Here is a 16,344-nt window from a genome sequence, read left to right as displayed (position 1 = left end):
CAGCAATAACAATAATACTGTACACGAGTCTTACTCTTCGTTAATTGGAACGTTCTAATTACAAATTATCATACGACTTTAGCGCTGTCAATCTTATTCTTCGTGGGTTTGTGCTCGGTCAGTCTTCCACCGCGATCCTTTGGGCTGGACTTTCTCCTGGCAGCAGCCGGCGTTCTCGCCGACCGTCTGCACCCGGATCGACACTTCGCCTTCATTCGTAAATTTTAGCGCATTGTGCAGCAAGTTGAAACAATACTAAGAGAATGTATAAGGAAGTCAAAGTATAGGAGGCAGGTATGGGCAGATTAGTTCATTTCGAGATTCATGTAGACGACATTGAGCGCGCCAAAAAGTTTTATGGAGACGTATTCGGATGGACATTTGAAGATTGGAGCGATTATGCCGGAATGTCCTATTTCGGAGCTGTGACGGGTGATGCGAATGAGCTTGGGGGCTCTAATGCAGCGTCAAGGCGCTTCCCCGGAACCGGGGCAGGCAATGAACGGTTATGCATGCACCATAGGAGTAGGAGACTACGATTCCACCGAAGCAAAAATCTTTGAGCTTGGAGGCAAGCTTGCCCTACCCAAGTACGCGTTGCCCGGAATGGCCTGGCAAGGGTATTACACGGACACGGAAGGGAATATTTTCGGTATTCATCAGCCGGATAAGAAGAGTTTCGACCGCTAAGTTAATGATGTCATCTTGCATCCATAACCTTTTGAGTGGAGGTATCCAATTAAAGGGCGGCCAAAATACTTCTGATCCCTCTCATATGGTGCCAAACCCCAAGCATATCAAGGTTTCCGCAACCGCCACGAATAGAGAAAAAAACAAAAAAGACACCTCACGAGGGAGGTGCCTCTTCTGATAAGGTTGGTGGAGGCGAACCGCGACTGTGCAAAGCCACAATTCACCGGAGTCGCTCGTTCTTGCAATGATCTGTCCTCACGTATTCATGATTCCCTTGCCGTCTTACCGTCCCGTCAGCAAATGCGCAGATTTCATTCGCTAACCAGTTGGACCCGACTTCTGAGAACGGAGAAGTCGCCGAAGGTACGATATAAGCGTTATTTTGCAGCATACAAGAAAGTAATGTAACCATTTCTGCACGTGTTGCTTCTGCTTTTGGCTTGAAATTTCCAGTTTGATCGCCTTTGATGATACCTAATTCAAGTGCTTGATTAACAGCATCCTCCGCCCATGAAGAGATATGATCAGAATCAGTTGGTCTTAACTCTCCACTAGATGCCTGCAAGGAAGGATTGGCGTAAGCAATAGCTCTTGCAATCATGACAGCCAATTCCTCATCCACTTGTCGTCAAATACGACTAGAAAATCGATTGGAATCCAGATTAAAGCATTAAGTACGAGCTGCTCTTTGCTCCACCATTCTCAGCAGTACCGTCACTGCTTCTGCTCTTGTCGTTTTATCGTTCGGAGCAAATTGGTTCGTGCCTTTACCTTGGATAATACCCAAATTTTTCATAAAAGCCACTGCGCCTTTCGCCCAGTCTGGAATGTAATTGTCATCCACGAAGCCCGTTGCTATCTTCTCTTCGACTGTCTGAGCCATGGCTTTGGCAATTATCGTTGCCATCTCCGGGCGAGTAATTTCAGCATCCGGACGGAACATGTTGTCCTCATAGCCCGTAATAATTCCTGCATACACCGCCTGCATAACCGATTTCTGCGCCCAGGTGCCGATCTTCGACTTATCGGCGAACGTCAGCGTCGCTTCATCCCCTTGCGGTTTGAGGGCATTCATCAGCATGACCGCAAATTCTGCTCGCGTTACAGCACGATTTGGCTTGAACGTGCCGTCCTGATAGCCGCTGACAATACCGGCGCTAACCGCTTGCTTGATGTTATCCTCCGCCCAGTGCCCGGAGATATCACTGAAGCTTGTCGGTTGCTTCGTGTTTGATGTGGGATCTGAAGCTTGTCCTACACCGAATACCGCAAACTTTGTGAAGTGATTAACTCTTACGGTGATGGTATTGCCGTTTACCTCTCCGCCGACTTTCACCCAGACCTGTTTTGATTCGTCATAGTAGAATACGAAAGGTTCTTGATCGTCCGTCAAGCTATTCGGATCGAAAGCAAAGGTCATCGAAATCTCATTGCTGAAATTCTCCGAGAAGTTCTTTAGAATTTCGAATATCGGGCTAGCCAGAACGTCGTTTTTCGTAATTAGTTTTAATGAGTCCGTCAATTTCTCAATTGTTAATATCAGTTCTTTGTCTGTAGCATTAGCAGGAATAGAGATCTGGACTGAATCGCCCAAGCTAACTAAACCAGTTTTATTGACGGGAAGCTTTAGTGTACCGTCTGTTGAGATAACTGTATCGTTTGATGCCGTCGACGATGAATCGCTGCCGCTACTGGATGATTCCTGTTCGCGTGTCACTAGAATTGAATATGTATTTAGTGTTCCGTCCTGTGCCTTCACTACGATGGTGATGGTGTTGCTGCCTACACTTAAATTGATGGTTTTATTTGCTTGACCATTAGAAACCTGTGCTCCGTTCACTGTCATCGTGGCATTGCTGTCATAGACGTTAGGTGTTACGACAATGCTAGATACATGATTAGCAACATTAGCACTGTAAGAGGTTATACTGGTCGAAAATACAGGAGATAGTTTGCCGCTCGACAGGGCAATTCCGCTCAAGTCTGCATTATTATTCAGCACGTTTATTACCTGTGCCGTCGAAACGCTGCTCTCGATATTATCAGTGCCTCGATAAGCCGCCTCAATCTTGTGCGATCCAACAGAAAGCTGCGGTATATTCAAATGAATACTGGCATTCGCCTCAAGCTCGGGCGAACTGACCGTCTGATCATCTATGATAATATCAACAGTACCTGAAGGCATGACATTACCGAGCGTATCGACTTGTACATCGACCGAAACTGAGTCCCCCACTGCTACCGTAGATGGTAAGCCATTCAAATTAATTTGGGACCCTATTTTATTCACGGTTTGTAGCATACTCTTCGTTGAATCCGTATAGTGACTATCACCGCTGTAGCTCGCAGTAATGGTGTGGCTGCCTGCTAATAACAGGGGTGCAGAACATTGTGCGGTACCGTCTGTCCCTATGGGAACGTTACATAACAGGGTGGCTCCATCTTTAAATGTTACGGTACCTGTGACAGGAACCAAATTTATGGCAGGTACGTGAACCATGAACATTACACCTGAGCCATAAGATAATTGGCTCGAACTGGAGGTCAGACTCAGATTCGCCGCAATGCGATTAACCGTATACGTCAAAGGCAAGGATGTGCGAGATTCGAAGTTATTATCACCGGAGTATCTCACAGTAATCATATGAACGCCTGGCGTAAGACTTGACGTCTCATAGACAGCCGAGGTTACGCCGCTATTCCCTAAGGTTACGGCCCCCAACTCTACGTTCCCATCGTAAAAAATGACATCCCCGCTAGGAACAAGGCCGCTTACAGAGGGAGCTTCTGCTTCAAATGACACCCTCTCCCCATAAGCCGACGATGGAACGCTGCTCGTCAGTGAGACCGAAGGTGTGATTTGGGAAACGTTTACCTTAAAGGTTGATGACACCTCATTATCATGGTTGCCGTCGCTTGAATTAAATTCTGCCTTAAACTCATGAACGCCGACCGATAGCGGAGGAGTCGTTATCGAAGCAATACTGTTGGCTGCTTTCAGTGAGTTTATGCTTACTGTTATCCTCTTTTCCGATTGCCCAACAAAGGAAACCGTATGGTTCGTGTTGTCCAGCTCGATTTTATACAAATATCTAGTTTCTGACTGGAAGATATCTTGATTGATGATAACTCCTTCCTTATTGTATTGCACAATATTGAAAATCCCCATATTATTGGTATCGCTGTATCCCCAGAACGTATACTCTCCCCATTTCAAAACTGGACAGGTTGGAGACCCAACCGGATTATTATCTCTGCCATCAATCATGCACGCTTGTTTGTATCCACTTGGAATAATACCTGGAGGCGAGGCTTCTACAATAATCTCAGGTGTTTGTTCTATTAACGGTTGAGCTGTTTGAATCGTTGTGCCATTATCGACAAACGTAACCGTACCCACAGGGGAATTGCTGCCACCCAAAGTATCTGTGACCGTTGAACTCAATGTCACGCTTTGTCCATAAGCAATCGTGACCGCATTCCCTGTTAGAGATACGCTTACAGGATTAGCAGCATAAGCCTCTCCCGAAAAAAAGACCGACCCATACGTAATAACAAGTATTAGGAAACACTTCGTGTATAGTCCCTTTCTTGTTAGTAATGATGATTTCCTCACTGTCCATTCCTCCAAATTTCGCATAATCAAACTCTGATATTTTTAGCTTGTCCAGACTAATCTGTTCACCGTCAATTTCGACTAATGGGGTTAGATCTGTTTTCTCATCTGTATCTTGAATAATCAAATGATTATATAAATAATCCATCTTAAATAATAGTTACTCCTGTCACCATATTATCATGTGACAAACTGAAATAATTTTACAATTACCATGTATCGCCCAATATATAATTAAAAAAAACAGAGAGGTCATATCTCTGTTGTGTATTCTAAGCAGGGATCAATCTGTACTGAACTTGATCATAGTTATGTCTAACATTTGGGGTGCAGTTCAAGGTATGGCTAGTAAACTTGTAAAGAGATCATCAGATATTTTCCTTATTTGCAAGATTAACGATTAACTAAAGCCACAAGTACCGGAAAAGCAAAAATCCACAACCTCGTCCGAAGACAACGCCACATGCGCTTCTACTAGTGTAGTCCCAGTTCTGATGTCACCCAAGCGGCGCCCCGGAACCATTGAAGGTGATACTAAGCTGATATATACTAAAATCAAAAGCAACGAACGGAGGACCATCATGAAGTGGAACGAAGTGCAAAATCTTTACCCTAACGAATGGGTAGTCATTGAAGCTATTCAAGTACACTCAGATGACGGGCTCCGTCTCGTAGACGAATGGCAATTGTACAAAAGTTTGACGACTCTTTTGAAGCAATGAAGCAATGTAATGAATTGCAGAGAACTCGTCCAGCCAATGAGTTTTACTTCTTTCATACTTCTAGACCAAGGGTAGAAATTCGTGAACGAAGATGGATTGGAATTAAAGGTAGAGGATGAACATTGAACTTATTGACGGGCTTCAAAACATTAAATTCCTTGAAGATCGAAGATATTCAGTTAGATCATTTTGAAATTGAAGTTGGAGAAATGAATTATGGGTTAGAAATCAACGGCATCTTAGGTTTTGATTTTATGCGTATTGCGGGCATCATTATCGATACTGAAATGCTAGAAATTCATAAAAAGTAAATAGTATGTATAAAATTAACCCCGATCTCTTGCTATCGGGGTTTTAGTTTGTTGCAAGAGCCACTCAGCTCCCCATACGAAACACGACTACTTCGTGTCGGTTTCTTGTCTCGCGATTCTTTATTCGGCTCAGGGGTATCCCATTCTTGATTAACTTTGCTGACGAAGCCAATTCGCGGATGACGGTCTTAGAGGTAGAATGAGATGCCGTGCTCGTCCGCTTCGCTCCCTGCGCGCGGGCGAACCCCAATGTCCTCCTTCGGACTGGGGCGACTCTCGCCCCTCGCGCTCCACGCAAAAAAGCCAGCCTCTTGCGGCTGGCTTTCATGATGGTGGAGGCGAGGGGAGTCGAACCCCTGTCCGAAGACAACGCCACATGTGCTTCTACGGGTGTAGTCCCAGTTTTGATGTCACCCGAGCGGCGCCCCGGAACCGGCTCCGCGTTGGGTCAGCCTGATTGTCTTCTTCAGCTAGCCCCAGGCGGAGACTAGACAGCGTATCCCACTAAAGTTGAGCCCCTATCCCGCCACATGGGCGATGGAGAGTAGAAGCCTGGTGACCGTTATTAGGCGGCCAGAGCCAGAGGTTGTTGTTGTTTGCCGTTTAATAGGCTTTCCGCGTTGTTGAAGCAGTCGCAGCCCTACTACCCGCTACCCATGCTCGAACTGTCCCCGTCGAATCCATAAACGCCCCCGAGAGGTAAAAAAGCTAAAGCATGTCTTACCGTCCTGCTCAATTAGTATACCACGTCGACCGCGCGGTTACCTCAATTGATTGCTGCCAGCGCTGGCGAACGATTCCGCCGTTACCAACTGCACAATTGTTGTCGGCACATTTCCTAATCGCATGCCGCCTAATTACCGATTCCGGCACATTGCATACGCGCCATGCCAGTCAATCACTTACCCGGAATGCTAACCTTCTGCTTCTCCCGAAGAATCCGCTGAATGTCCCGCTGGGAATCCCGCTTCGCCTCGGTCTGGCGCTTGTCGTACTGCTTTTTCCCTTTGCCGACGCCGATCAGCAGCTTCGCGTAGCCGTTCTTGATGTACACCTTCAAAGGCACGATCGTGTAGCCCTCTTGCTTCGTAATGCCGAGTAGCTTGTGGATCTGCACCTTGTGAAGCAGCAGCTTGCGGGCGCGAGTCGGGTCCGGATTGTGGCGATTGCCCTGCTCGAACGGGCTAATGTGCATGTTGTGAAGGAACATCTCGCCGTTGCGGATCGTGGCGAACGTATCGTTCAGGTTGCCCCGGCCGTTGCGCAACGATTTGATTTCGGTTCCTGTCAGCACCATGCCGGCCTCATAGGTATCCTCGATGAAGTAATCGTGGGACGCCTTCTTATTTTGCGCCAGAGGCTTGTCGAACTGATCCTTCTTGCCCACTTTCCTTCATCTCCTTCCCATAATAAGCCGGAAATATATTATACCACGTTCGAGCAAAGCGAGCCAATCCGTTGTCCCGACCGTCCGCCTCTTTATTTACCCAAGCACTTGTCGATCAGAGCCATCCGGATAAAAAGCCCGTTCTGAGCCTGGCGGAAGTAAGCCGCCCGAGGATCGGCATCGACCTCTTCGGCGATCTCTCCGGCACGAGGCAGCGGATGCAGCACGATGGAATTTTTGCGCATCCGATCCAGCAGCTCGCGGTCCACAATATACTGGCCGGAAGCCTTCTCGTATTCCTCAATCGACGGGAACCGCTCCTTCTGAATCCGCGTCTGGTACACCACGTCGACATCTCCGGCAACGGAATCGAGGTCGGTCGTTTCCGCGAAACGGATCCCTTTCTCGTCCATATACCGTTTGACGCTGGCCGGGATTTGCACATTTTCCGGCGAAATGTAATAAATCATAACGTCCTTGTAATTCGCCAAAATGTAGCTAAGCGAGTGAACCGTCCGTCCGTAAGCGAGATCGCCGACCATCGCGATTTTCACGCCGTCGATCTGGCCAAGCTCCTTGCCGATCGTATACGCGTCCAGCAAAGCCTGCGTCGGGTGCTCTCCCGCGCCGTCCCCTGCATTGATGACCGGTACGCCCGATACCTTGGCCGCTCTTTTGGCTGCGCCGATGTCCGTATGCCGCATAACGATGACATCGCTGTAGCCGGTAATGATTTTGATCGTATCCTCAAGCGTCTCGCCCTTGATCGCCGACGAGAATTGCGCCGCATTTTCCGTGCCGATGACGCTGCCGCCGAGCCGGTTCATCGCCGATTCGAAGCTCAGTCTCGTCCGCGTGCTCGCCTCGAAGAACAGCGTTGTCATGATTTTACCCGTAAATCTCCGATCGCCGCCCGCAGCCACGACCTTCTCCATCTCCCGCGCCTCCGCGAACAGCCGATCCAAATCTTCCCGTCCGAACTGCTTCGCTCCGAGCACATGATACAAGTTCCGTTCCATGAGAAGTCCGCCTCCCCGATCTTGTCCGTTTTCGCACACCATGTTCTATCCTATAAGATACGAGGACGATTGTAAAATGGAATTCGAGCCGCCTCGACAAAAAAGGAGCCCGCCGGCAATGCCGGCGGGCCCCAAGCTCGTTACTGCTGCTTTTTCTTTTTGCGTTTCGGTGGAGCCGTTTCGCCGGAAGGCGAAGCCGGAGCAGGGGATTCCGTAGCTCCCGCTCCTGCGTCGGTGGAACGGCGCCCTCCGCCTGCCCGATTTCCTTTGCCTTCGGGACGGCCGCCCGGCCCCTTCTTCTTGCGCGGCTCGCCGATGATGCCGCCTTCTCCGTCATCCGTGGCACGGGAAAGCGTACCGGATATTGGAAGTCCCCACATATCCGTGCCCTTCTTCCTTTTGACGCGTGGACCGCTGACCGAGTTCACGTCCGGGGTCTGATCCATTGGAGGCCGGCCGCCGCGCTGATCGCGGCCTTTCTTGCCGCCGCGTCCGCCGCGAGGCGCGTTCGGATCGAACGCAGCCGGCTCCGAGCCGCTGCCGCCCTTCCGCTTCTTGCCGCCGCTCTGCAAGGCGACTCCGGCCACCGCCGTCTCGGCGACGGCGACGACTCCTTCGCGCTTGGCGCTGCTCGTCTGGGCAATATCGCCGCGTACAGCGCCGTCACCCGCTTCGCCGCCTCGTTTACGGGCGACATTCTTACCGCCGCTGCCGCCTTCATTGCCATTGAACCCGCCAAGGCCTCCCTGGTCGCCCTGGACTCCAACTCGACCAAGGCTCTCCCGTTCGCCATTATGGCCGCCCGAGTCTCCGGTTCCACCCGGCGCGCCTCGTCCGCCTTTTTTCGCACCCGGGCTTCCGGCTCCGCCGAAGCTCCCGCGCTCACTCTTGCCCTTGCCGCCGCCCGGCTGAGCCTTGCCTTTGCCTCTGCGATCGCCCTGACCGCCTCCGCGTCCGGCGACCGCTCCGAACCCGCCGCCCGAGCCGCCGGAGCCGCGCTTCTTGCGCTTGCCGCCGAATCCGGCCCCGCCTCCGCGCGAATCGACGAAATTCACTCGGCCGCCGCCATAGCTGCGCGGCTTCATATCGACCAGTTCGAAATCAATCGTATGGTCGTCCATGCTCACCCGCGCGACACGGATTTTCACTTCGTCGCCGATGCGGTATATTTTCGAAGTCCGTTCGCCGATCAACGCCATATGCAGCTCATGGAAGTGATAGTAATCGTCCGTCATATCGCTGAGACGAATGAGGCCCTCGACCGTATTTTCCAGCTCGATGAACATCCCGAAGCTTGTCACGCCGCTGACCATGCCTTCGAATTCCTCGCCGATCTTGTCCAGCATGAACTCGGCCTTCTTCAGCTTCTCCGTGTCCCGCTCGGCATCGACCGCCGTCCGCTCGCGCTCCGACGACTGCTGCGCCACTTCTGGCATTTTCGCGTTCAGAACGTCGAATCGGCCTTCCGGCAGCGCCCCGCCGTTCTCGATCACCTCGCGCATGACGCGGTGGATCATCAAATCCGGATAACGACGAATCGGAGACGTGAAGTGCGAATAGAACTCGGCGGCAAGCCCGAAGTGCCCGAGACTCTGAGCGTCGTACTTCGCCTGCTTCATCGAACGAAGCATCATCGTGCTGATGACCGTCTCTTCCTTCTTCCCGCGAATTTCCTCCAGCAGCGTCTGTAGAGCGCGCGGGTGAACCGAGTTGCCCTTGCCGCGCACCGCGTAACCGAAGTTGCCCGCGAATTGCATGAAATGAACGAGCTTGTCGCCTTCCGGCTCCTCGTGAATCCGGTACAGGAACGGCACCTTCAACCAGTGAAAATGCTCCGCAACCGTCTCGTTAGCCGCCAGCATGAACTCTTCGATAATCTGCTCGGCGATCGACCGTTCTCTTTTAATTATTTCGTACGGCTTGCCCTGCTCGTCCACCAGCACCTTCGATTCCTGAAAATCGAAATCGATCGCGCCGCGCTTCATCCGCTGCCCGCGAAGCTCCATCGCCAAATCGCGCATCAGCTTGAACGTATCCACCAGATCGGCGTAACGCTCGGACACTTCCGGATCCTCGTCTTGCACGATTTTGCGGACGTTTGTGTAGGTCATCCGTTCCTTCGTTCGAATAACGCTCGTGAAAATGTCGTGCCGAACCCGACGCATCGTCCGAGGGTCGAACTCCATCTCGCAAGACATCGTCAGCCTGTCCACCTTCGGGTTAAGCGAGCAAATCCCGTTGGACAGCCGATGCGGAAGCATCGGAATGACGCGATCGACCAAGTAGACGCTCGTCCCGCGATTGTACGCTTCCTCGTCGAGCTTCGATTTCTCCCGAACGTAATAGCTGACGTCGGCGATATGGACGCCCAGCAGCCAGTTGCCGTTTTCCAACACTTCGACGTTGACGGCATCGTCCAAATCCTTGGCGTCCTCGCCATCTATCGTAACGATAACCTTATTCCGCAAATCGCGGCGCCCTTGGGAGACGATCTCGTCCTCCGTAATTACCTCGGGAGCGGCTTCAGCTTCCGCGAGCACCTCCTCGGGGAACCCTTCCGGCAGCCCGTGCTTACGGATGATGCTAAGAATATCGACGCCCGGCTCGTCTTTGTTTCCGAGAATTTCGACGATTTCGCCTTCTGCGGCGGAGCGCCCTTCCGGGTATTTAACGATCTTAACGACGACCTTCTGTCCGGAAGCCGCTCCGAGGAACGACTCCTGCCGAATGAAGATGTCCTTGTTGATCCGCTTGTCGTCGGGCACGACGAACCCGAACGAATCGTGGCTCGTGAACAAGCCGACGACCTGCGTGACCGCGCGCTTCACTACGCGGACAACCTCGCCTTCCAGCCTTGAGCCGTTGTCGCTCTTGGACGTTACCCGAACGAGAACCGTATCCCCGTTCATTGCGCTTTGCAGATCGTTCGCGTGAATATAGACGTCCGGATGGTCCGGCTCCTCCGGCAGCAGGAAAGCGAAGCCCTTCGGATGGGCCTGCAGCCTGCCCCGCAGCAAGTTCATTCTCTCCGGCACGCCGTAACGATCCGTGCGCGTCAATAAGATTTTTCCTTCGTTCTCCATTTCGGTCAGCATGCGCAAAAAAGCTTTGAACTCCTCCGCGTTCGCAATGCCAAAATGCTTCTCTAGTTCCTGGTACGTCATCGGTTTATACGCCGTTTCGCGCATAAAGTCGAGCAGCTCCTGCTCCGTACACAATGGCATCCGTTATCACCTCGTCCTATGTATAGTATATACCCATTGCTGCTCCGGCAACCAAATCGGAAGACATCGCCGACCTCCTGCGAGGACGGATTACCCTCTATATCGGCACCTTTCCTCTATTGGAAAAGTTTTCATCGCGCCATAGCAACAAAAAAAGCAGGAAGCACGCGCTTCCTGCTTGTTCTCGATTGTTCCGCTAGCTGGTTTTTACGACGTACGCAACGACCAGGGAAAGGACGAAGAAGCCAACCGCCAATCCGATCGTGAGACGTTGAAGGAACAAATCCAGACCGCGAGCTTTCTGCTTACCGAACAAGTGCTCCGCGCCCCCGGTAATCGCACCGGACAGGCCAGCGCTCTTCCCGCGCTGCAACAGAACGACGGTAATCATGCCCAAAGAGAAAATAACAAGCAACACTTTTAAGAAAACGACCACCGCTTACACCCCCCAAATGCCGAGACACGAAGACTTGCATAATTAATGAATATACACAAAAACAGTATTTTCATTGTACCACACGCCTTAGGGCTTGACAACCTAATCCCGCTCGTTCGAAGCAAGTCCCGAAAAGAGATATTCGACAAAATTTGCAAATTGTCGCTGGAGCATATTGCCTATGATTAGACATCGGTGTACAGTAGGTTTATGTTAAATTTCATCACATGAAGGTGACGCACATGTTCAAAATAACATCACGCTCTCATACCGAGATTGCCGCTCAGCTCCAGCGTTTCGCCGACGGAGATTTCACGGCAGTCGCCTCCCCCGTTGCCGCCAAGAGGAAAAACGATTCGCTCCTGTTCACGCTCCGCCGATCGTCCAACAGCTTACGCACGTTGCTTCGCCTCGTCTTCCGCTCTTCCCGCGAGCTTGGAGATCGCCTGGACTCCGTCACGCAGCGATCCGAGATCATCTCGGGCCAGGCCGCGACGGTGACGAATACGATCCAGGAAGTAACTCTCGGCGTACAAGAAGCCGCAGAGAACGTCCAACGAATGTCCGAAGAGATCGCCGTCATCCACGGCAACCTGCAGGAGCTTCAGCTCCATTCCGACGACATTTCCGCCTCCTCCTCGACTTATAGAAGCACCGTCGAGCAAGGACTTGAAGCGATGGGGCGTCTGACGGGAACGCTGGAGACGATGGTCGGCGATTCCGAGGAAATGACGGCCGAAATGCGGGAATTTCGAGAAGCTTTCGTCATGATCGCCAACATGTCAAAGCTGATCGACGACATAGCGAGCCAGACCCAGCTGCTAGCCCTGAACGCCAACATTGAGGCGGCACGCGCTGGAGATCATGGCACAGGCTTTGCGGTCGTCGCCCAAGAGGTATCCAAGCTCGCGCTGCAAACCCGGGAATCCGCCGTCCGCATCACCGAACAGATGACAGCAGCGACGCGGCGAAGCGGCCGTCTTGAGGAAGCCGTCGAACGGATGAAGGCATCCGTTCTCGAAAGCTCTTCCGCCATGGAAGAAACGACCGAACGCTTCAAAGGATTCGCCAAATTCATCGCCGATACCGACGGCCAACTGCAGCGAATGAACGGCAACCTCCGCGCCGTGACCGACTCGACCTCCTCCCTCTCCGAGGCGGTCATGAGTACGTCCGCGATGGTCGAGCAGATGGCGGCCGGAACCGAGGAAGCGCTCGCCTCCGTCGACGTCCAGCAGCACAACATCCTCTCCATGAACGAATCGGTTCGGCAAGCTGTCAGCACCGGCATGTCGCTCCGTTCAGCCGTTTCCCAGTTCAAGCTTCCGGCAGAGAACGGAATGACCCCTCTTTCCTCCGCAATCGAGAGCTGGATGGAAGGAGCACTCGGGGTACGAGCCATTATGCTGTCCATGATTGAGTGCCGCGCTCCCGAAGACATCCGGGCTTGGAACGAGCGCAAGCTCGCGATGGAGCAGCAGCTGGAGCAACGGTTCGAAGAGCTTGCCGTTCATTGTGCGGATTCGCGAGATAGCCGCTGTCTCGCCGAGCTTCGCGAAGCTTGGGAAAGCTTCCATCGGACCAAAGATCGCAATGCGGGCTACATGCTGAACGGCGAATACGAAAAAGCGCGCCAAGGTCTGACCCAACAAGGACGGCAATTGTTCAAGGCGGCGCTGGATCATGCCATTCAATGGATGGAAGACGAGCCTATCGCCGTCTGATCAGAAGAAATCCGCCAAATAAGTCGGGCCGCGGGGAATCCGGCGCTCCATAATCGCCAGCGCCTCCTCTTCGGCCTTCAATCTCCCTACAGAGGCGAACGCTGCCGGACGTCGTCCTCCGGCGAGCATTGCAGTCCATGTCTGAATGTCGCACGCAGCCGAGGGAATTCCCGGAGCCGCCATCTCTGTCCGCTCGACCAAGGCCGATCGTCCGTTCGCGGGAATCGTCAACCGGAACCAGCCGTCGTTCCAATCCGCCCGTTCATCCTCTACCCGGATCGCCAATACATCCTCCCGCTCGGAAGCCGCAAAGGAATACGGCTCGATGAACCGCTCCACATCCACGATACGCGACATGAAATAAGGCAACAGCTCTTGCTTGAACCGCGGCTCCGGCAGCAAGAAAGGCAGGTCATCGTCCTCCGGGCCATCATGACGAGCTGATCGATCATCGAATCGTGATTGCCAATGAAGCTCCACAACGCCGCCCGAGCCGTTTCGGTCGTATGCACCCACTCATGTATCCGCATCTTGCGGTCCGCCGCCTCATACAGCAAATAACCTTCCGCGATTCCGTCCGGATTTCGGTATAGAGCGGCCACCCCCGGCTTGGACAGCACCTTTCTCTCCCACCAGTCGTCCGTTCTCGCCAGCGTACAGCTATATTTTGCAGCGTATTGTTCGTACACGTCGTTCAGCAGTTCCGAACGTTTCGGCACAATGGCAACCGTCCCCGGCACATCTGCCCGAGGAGGAAAATGCTTCGTCTCGATCGTGTACTGCTTTCTCGTCACCGTCAGCTCATACCCGTATTTGCGGTAAAAGGGAACCGAGAACGGATGCAGCATGCTGATCGTCTGTCCCGCTTCGCGCATTTTTCGGAGCGCATGGTGAAGCAGCTTGGTCACTCCCCCTTGCCTGCGCGCGTCCGGCCAACTGGATACGCTCGCGACTCCGCCCATTTTCATCCGAACACCGTGGATCCACACCTCAAGCGGCAAAATAGACAAATTCGTCAGCAGCCTGCCATTCTCGTCGAACAGCCCCCAATGATTGTCTGCACGGAACGATTCGCGCTCCTTTTCCACTCGCTCCGGCGGCATTTGAATTTGAAAGGCGAACTGCCACAGCGCCATCAGATCATCGAATTCGTTCTCTCGAACATTCCTTAACGTCATCATTGGATGCTTATCCTCTTTTCCGTTGATTTCATACCTATGCTTTCATCTTAACCGAACCGTGCGAGCAAGGCCAAAAAAAGAACCCGGCATCGCTGCCGGACCCTCAATTCGTGTCATATTTACCAATCCAAGATGTATGGCGGGGACTTAATTCCAGCCGCGTTCCTTGAACCACGCAAAATTGAGCTGCGCACTCTCCAGAGACGAGATGTCGTACCGCTCCTGCTCGATAATGACGTACTCGACGCCCGCTTGCTCGCTTGCGGCAAGAGCGGTGTCCCAGTCGACCGTGCCGCGGCCGATTTCCGTATCGACGCCGTCGGGTTTGAAATCCTTTGCGTGAACGAGCGGCAGGCGACCCGCATATTTAGCGACGTAAGCAGCCGGGTCTTGCCCTGCGACTTTTATCCAACCAAGATCGAATTCGGCGAACAGCTTGTTTGCCGGGATGCTTTCCAACAATTCGTCGATAATCAGCTTGCCGCTTGGAGCCGGCTTGAATTCGAACGCGTGATTGTGGTAGCCGAACGCAAGCCCCGCTGCCGTCACGACATCGGCGGCGCGCCCGAGCGTATCGATGAACTTAGCCACATCGCCCGCTGTCGGGTTTTCCGGCAACGGATACCCCGGCACGACGAATTTCGGAAGTCCGAGCTCGATCGCGTATTCGATCTGTTGCTTCAAGTTCTCTTCCAGCTTCTCCGGCTCGTTCACGGTCAATCCGACGTGCGCGGACGATGCATGGAGACCGTTGTCGGCGAGAGCCTGCTTCAAATCTTTGGCGGAAACTCCGTAATACCGGCCAGCTCTACGTTCTTGTATCCGATTTCAGCAATCTGTCTAATGGTGCCAAGGAAGTCTTTTTCCGCGAGGTCGCGTACGGAATACAATTGAATGCCCAACTGCGGTTTACTCATCTGTTCATCCACCAATCTATCGTTAGAGTGTCATCCCCCCTTCATTATAGGCAAAAAAGTCACTCCCCACGAGGAAGGTTTTTGCCCACTTTTTATGGCATTTGGGGTTTCCACTTTATCCGAGCTAGCCGCGCCGCAGGAGGCCGATAATTCTGCAGCCTCTATCGACGAACTCCCGCACCAGATTGTCGTCGGCATCGTGATTGATCATTCCCAGTCCGCTGACGTATGAGAAGTACGACCAACCGGTAGCCTCGGGATCTCCCGGCAACAGCTCGCCCGCCGCCTGCCCTTGCTCGATGAGACGAGTCAGTGCGGTGACGATTTCGCTCGAATAGGCGAAGACGGCCTTCGACTGCTTGTCGAACACGGCTGGCTGGCTTAGAACGATTTGAACGATTCTTAAATACGACCCTTCCGAATATGAGATTCGACCTGTTCCTTGACGATAAGCTCCAGAATGCGCCCGGGCGCTCCTTCTTGGCTAAGAAGCTTTCGCAGCCGCGAAGACTCCTCCTTCAAGGACCTTGTATAATCGCGTCCAGCAGCTCCTCCTTGCTTGAAAAATACGTAAACACCGCCGCATGGCTCATACCCGCTTCCTTGGCGATCTCGGACACGGTCGTCGCGAAAAACCCCCTCGTGGAAAACAACGAAGAGGCTGCATCTATAATTTGTTGTCGCTTCTTTTCCCGCAATGCTACATTGACCGTTCTTGACATTCGCATCACCCCGCCCAATTATATCATCTAAGCTGAATATTTACATTAACTGATCAGTCAGTTATATTATAATTGAAAAGCAGAAGGAGGCAATCACATGTCACTATTCAAAAGCGAAACCCAGCTCCCTTTGGACACGAGCGGCTTCATGACCGTCCGGCACCTCACCTTGAAAGGGACATCCTATGAAATCGGCAGCCATCTGGCGTCGTTGGCGCGATCGCGCCACCATGTGGAGCCCCCGCCCAACCTTCCGAGACGTTGCGCAACCGGTTCCAGAGGGAATACGTCCAGAGGCGCTACCCTATCCATTTCGAGAGGATGAAAGGATTGCGGCCGCTTTTGACTCAAAGCTGGATGACGACGAATTGGACTTCAACCAATTGATGTAC

General features: G+C 52.6%; 16 protein-coding genes, 1 other RNA gene and 1 pseudogene. 5 read left to right on the top strand and 13 right to left on the bottom strand.

The annotated features are described in order from the left end of the window. Positions 1-296: 296 nt before the first annotated feature. Positions 297-690, top strand: a pseudogene (locus D3H35_RS29590) (VOC family protein). Between the two features lie 223 nt (positions 691-913). Here the strand turns inward: D3H35_RS29590 and D3H35_RS29585 are convergent. Further along, entirely contained in the window at positions 914-1,294 is a 381-nt protein-coding gene (locus D3H35_RS29585) for an S-layer homology domain-containing protein (RefSeq protein WP_119152639.1), read from the bottom strand. Positions 1,295-1,363: 69 nt separating this feature from the next. Continuing rightward, positions 1,364-4,309 carry an Ig-like domain repeat protein gene (locus D3H35_RS29580; protein WP_158594363.1) on the bottom strand — a complete coding sequence of 982 codons (2,946 nt, stop codon included), beginning with the start codon at positions 4,307-4,309 and terminating at the stop codon, positions 1,364-1,366. A gap of 581 nt (positions 4,310-4,890) precedes the next feature. Between D3H35_RS29580 and D3H35_RS33295 the strand changes: the two genes are divergently transcribed. Both D3H35_RS33295 and D3H35_RS29570 read left to right on the top strand, forming a co-directional pair. Continuing rightward, positions 4,891-5,031: a hypothetical protein gene (locus D3H35_RS33295; RefSeq protein WP_233568245.1), complete on the top strand. Its 141-nt coding sequence runs from the start codon at positions 4,891-4,893 to the stop codon at positions 5,029-5,031. A 122-nt stretch (positions 5,032-5,153) separates the two neighbouring features. After that, positions 5,154-5,342: a pepsin/retropepsin-like aspartic protease family protein gene (locus D3H35_RS29570; protein ID WP_119152637.1), complete on the top strand. Its 189-nt coding sequence runs from the start codon at positions 5,154-5,156 to the stop codon at positions 5,340-5,342. 330 nt (positions 5,343-5,672) lie between these two features. On the opposite strand, the gene ssrA is transcribed toward D3H35_RS29570, so the two are convergent. The 5 genes from ssrA to secG form a co-directional block, all read right to left on the bottom strand. Further along, positions 5,673-6,036, bottom strand: a transfer-messenger RNA (tmRNA) gene (gene ssrA, locus D3H35_RS29565). A gap of 204 nt (positions 6,037-6,240) precedes the next feature. Beyond that, a complete protein-coding gene (gene smpB / locus D3H35_RS29560) occupies positions 6,241-6,729 on the bottom strand; it encodes an SsrA-binding protein SmpB (protein WP_119152636.1) in 489 nt (162 codons plus the stop codon). A 92-nt stretch (positions 6,730-6,821) separates the two neighbouring features. Then, entirely contained in the window at positions 6,822-7,748 is a 927-nt protein-coding gene (gene pyrB, locus D3H35_RS29555) for an aspartate carbamoyltransferase (RefSeq protein WP_119152635.1), read from the bottom strand. A gap of 140 nt (positions 7,749-7,888) precedes the next feature. Next, positions 7,889-10,966 carry a ribonuclease R gene (rnr, locus tag D3H35_RS29550; RefSeq protein ID WP_199728650.1) on the bottom strand — a complete coding sequence of 1,026 codons (3,078 nt, stop codon included), beginning with the start codon at positions 10,964-10,966 and terminating at the stop codon, positions 7,889-7,891. A 202-nt stretch (positions 10,967-11,168) separates the two neighbouring features. Then, complete coding sequence (secG, locus tag D3H35_RS29545) at positions 11,169-11,408, bottom strand: preprotein translocase subunit SecG (RefSeq protein ID WP_119147331.1); 240 nt, start codon at positions 11,406-11,408, stop codon at positions 11,169-11,171. Between the two features lie 242 nt (positions 11,409-11,650). On the opposite strand from secG, the gene D3H35_RS29540 reads away from it, so the two are divergent. Next, entirely contained in the window at positions 11,651-13,132 is a 1,482-nt protein-coding gene (locus D3H35_RS29540) for a methyl-accepting chemotaxis protein (protein WP_158594362.1), read from the top strand. On the opposite strand, the gene D3H35_RS29535 is transcribed toward D3H35_RS29540, so the two are convergent. The 6 genes from D3H35_RS29535 to D3H35_RS29515 form a co-directional block, all read right to left on the bottom strand. Further along, complete coding sequence (locus tag D3H35_RS29535; protein WP_119151266.1) at positions 13,133-13,417, bottom strand: sterol carrier protein domain-containing protein; 285 nt, start codon at positions 13,415-13,417, stop codon at positions 13,133-13,135. Then, positions 13,402-14,313, bottom strand: a complete 912-nt coding sequence (locus D3H35_RS29530) for a GNAT family N-acetyltransferase (RefSeq protein WP_119152631.1) — start codon at positions 14,311-14,313, stop codon at positions 13,402-13,404. The genes D3H35_RS29535 and D3H35_RS29530 overlap by 16 nt, the downstream gene beginning before the upstream one ends. A gap of 147 nt (positions 14,314-14,460) precedes the next feature. Then, positions 14,461-15,087, bottom strand: a complete 627-nt coding sequence (locus D3H35_RS29525; protein WP_233568244.1) for a sugar phosphate isomerase/epimerase family protein — start codon at positions 15,085-15,087, stop codon at positions 14,461-14,463. Further along, complete coding sequence (locus tag D3H35_RS33290; protein ID WP_233568243.1) at positions 15,084-15,230, bottom strand: hypothetical protein; 147 nt, start codon at positions 15,228-15,230, stop codon at positions 15,084-15,086. The genes D3H35_RS29525 and D3H35_RS33290 overlap by 4 nt, the downstream gene beginning before the upstream one ends. A 124-nt stretch (positions 15,231-15,354) precedes the next feature. After that, positions 15,355-15,600, bottom strand: a complete 246-nt coding sequence (locus D3H35_RS29520; protein ID WP_119152630.1) for a hypothetical protein — start codon at positions 15,598-15,600, stop codon at positions 15,355-15,357. 148 nt (positions 15,601-15,748) lie between these two features. Next, positions 15,749-15,952: a TetR/AcrR family transcriptional regulator gene (locus D3H35_RS29515; protein ID WP_158594217.1), complete on the bottom strand. Its 204-nt coding sequence runs from the start codon at positions 15,950-15,952 to the stop codon at positions 15,749-15,751. A gap of 185 nt (positions 15,953-16,137) precedes the next feature. Here D3H35_RS29515 and D3H35_RS33285 point away from each other — a divergent pair. Further along, positions 16,138-16,344 (top strand): hypothetical protein (locus D3H35_RS33285; RefSeq protein ID WP_233568242.1); only part of this gene is annotated, 207 nt, incomplete at its 3' end.

The organism is Cohnella faecalis (assembly GCF_003570905.1).
In the GTDB taxonomy this organism is placed as follows: domain Bacteria; phylum Bacillota; class Bacilli; order Paenibacillales; family Paenibacillaceae; genus Cohnella; species Cohnella faecalis.
This window is presented reverse-complemented; position numbering and strand designations above follow the sequence as displayed.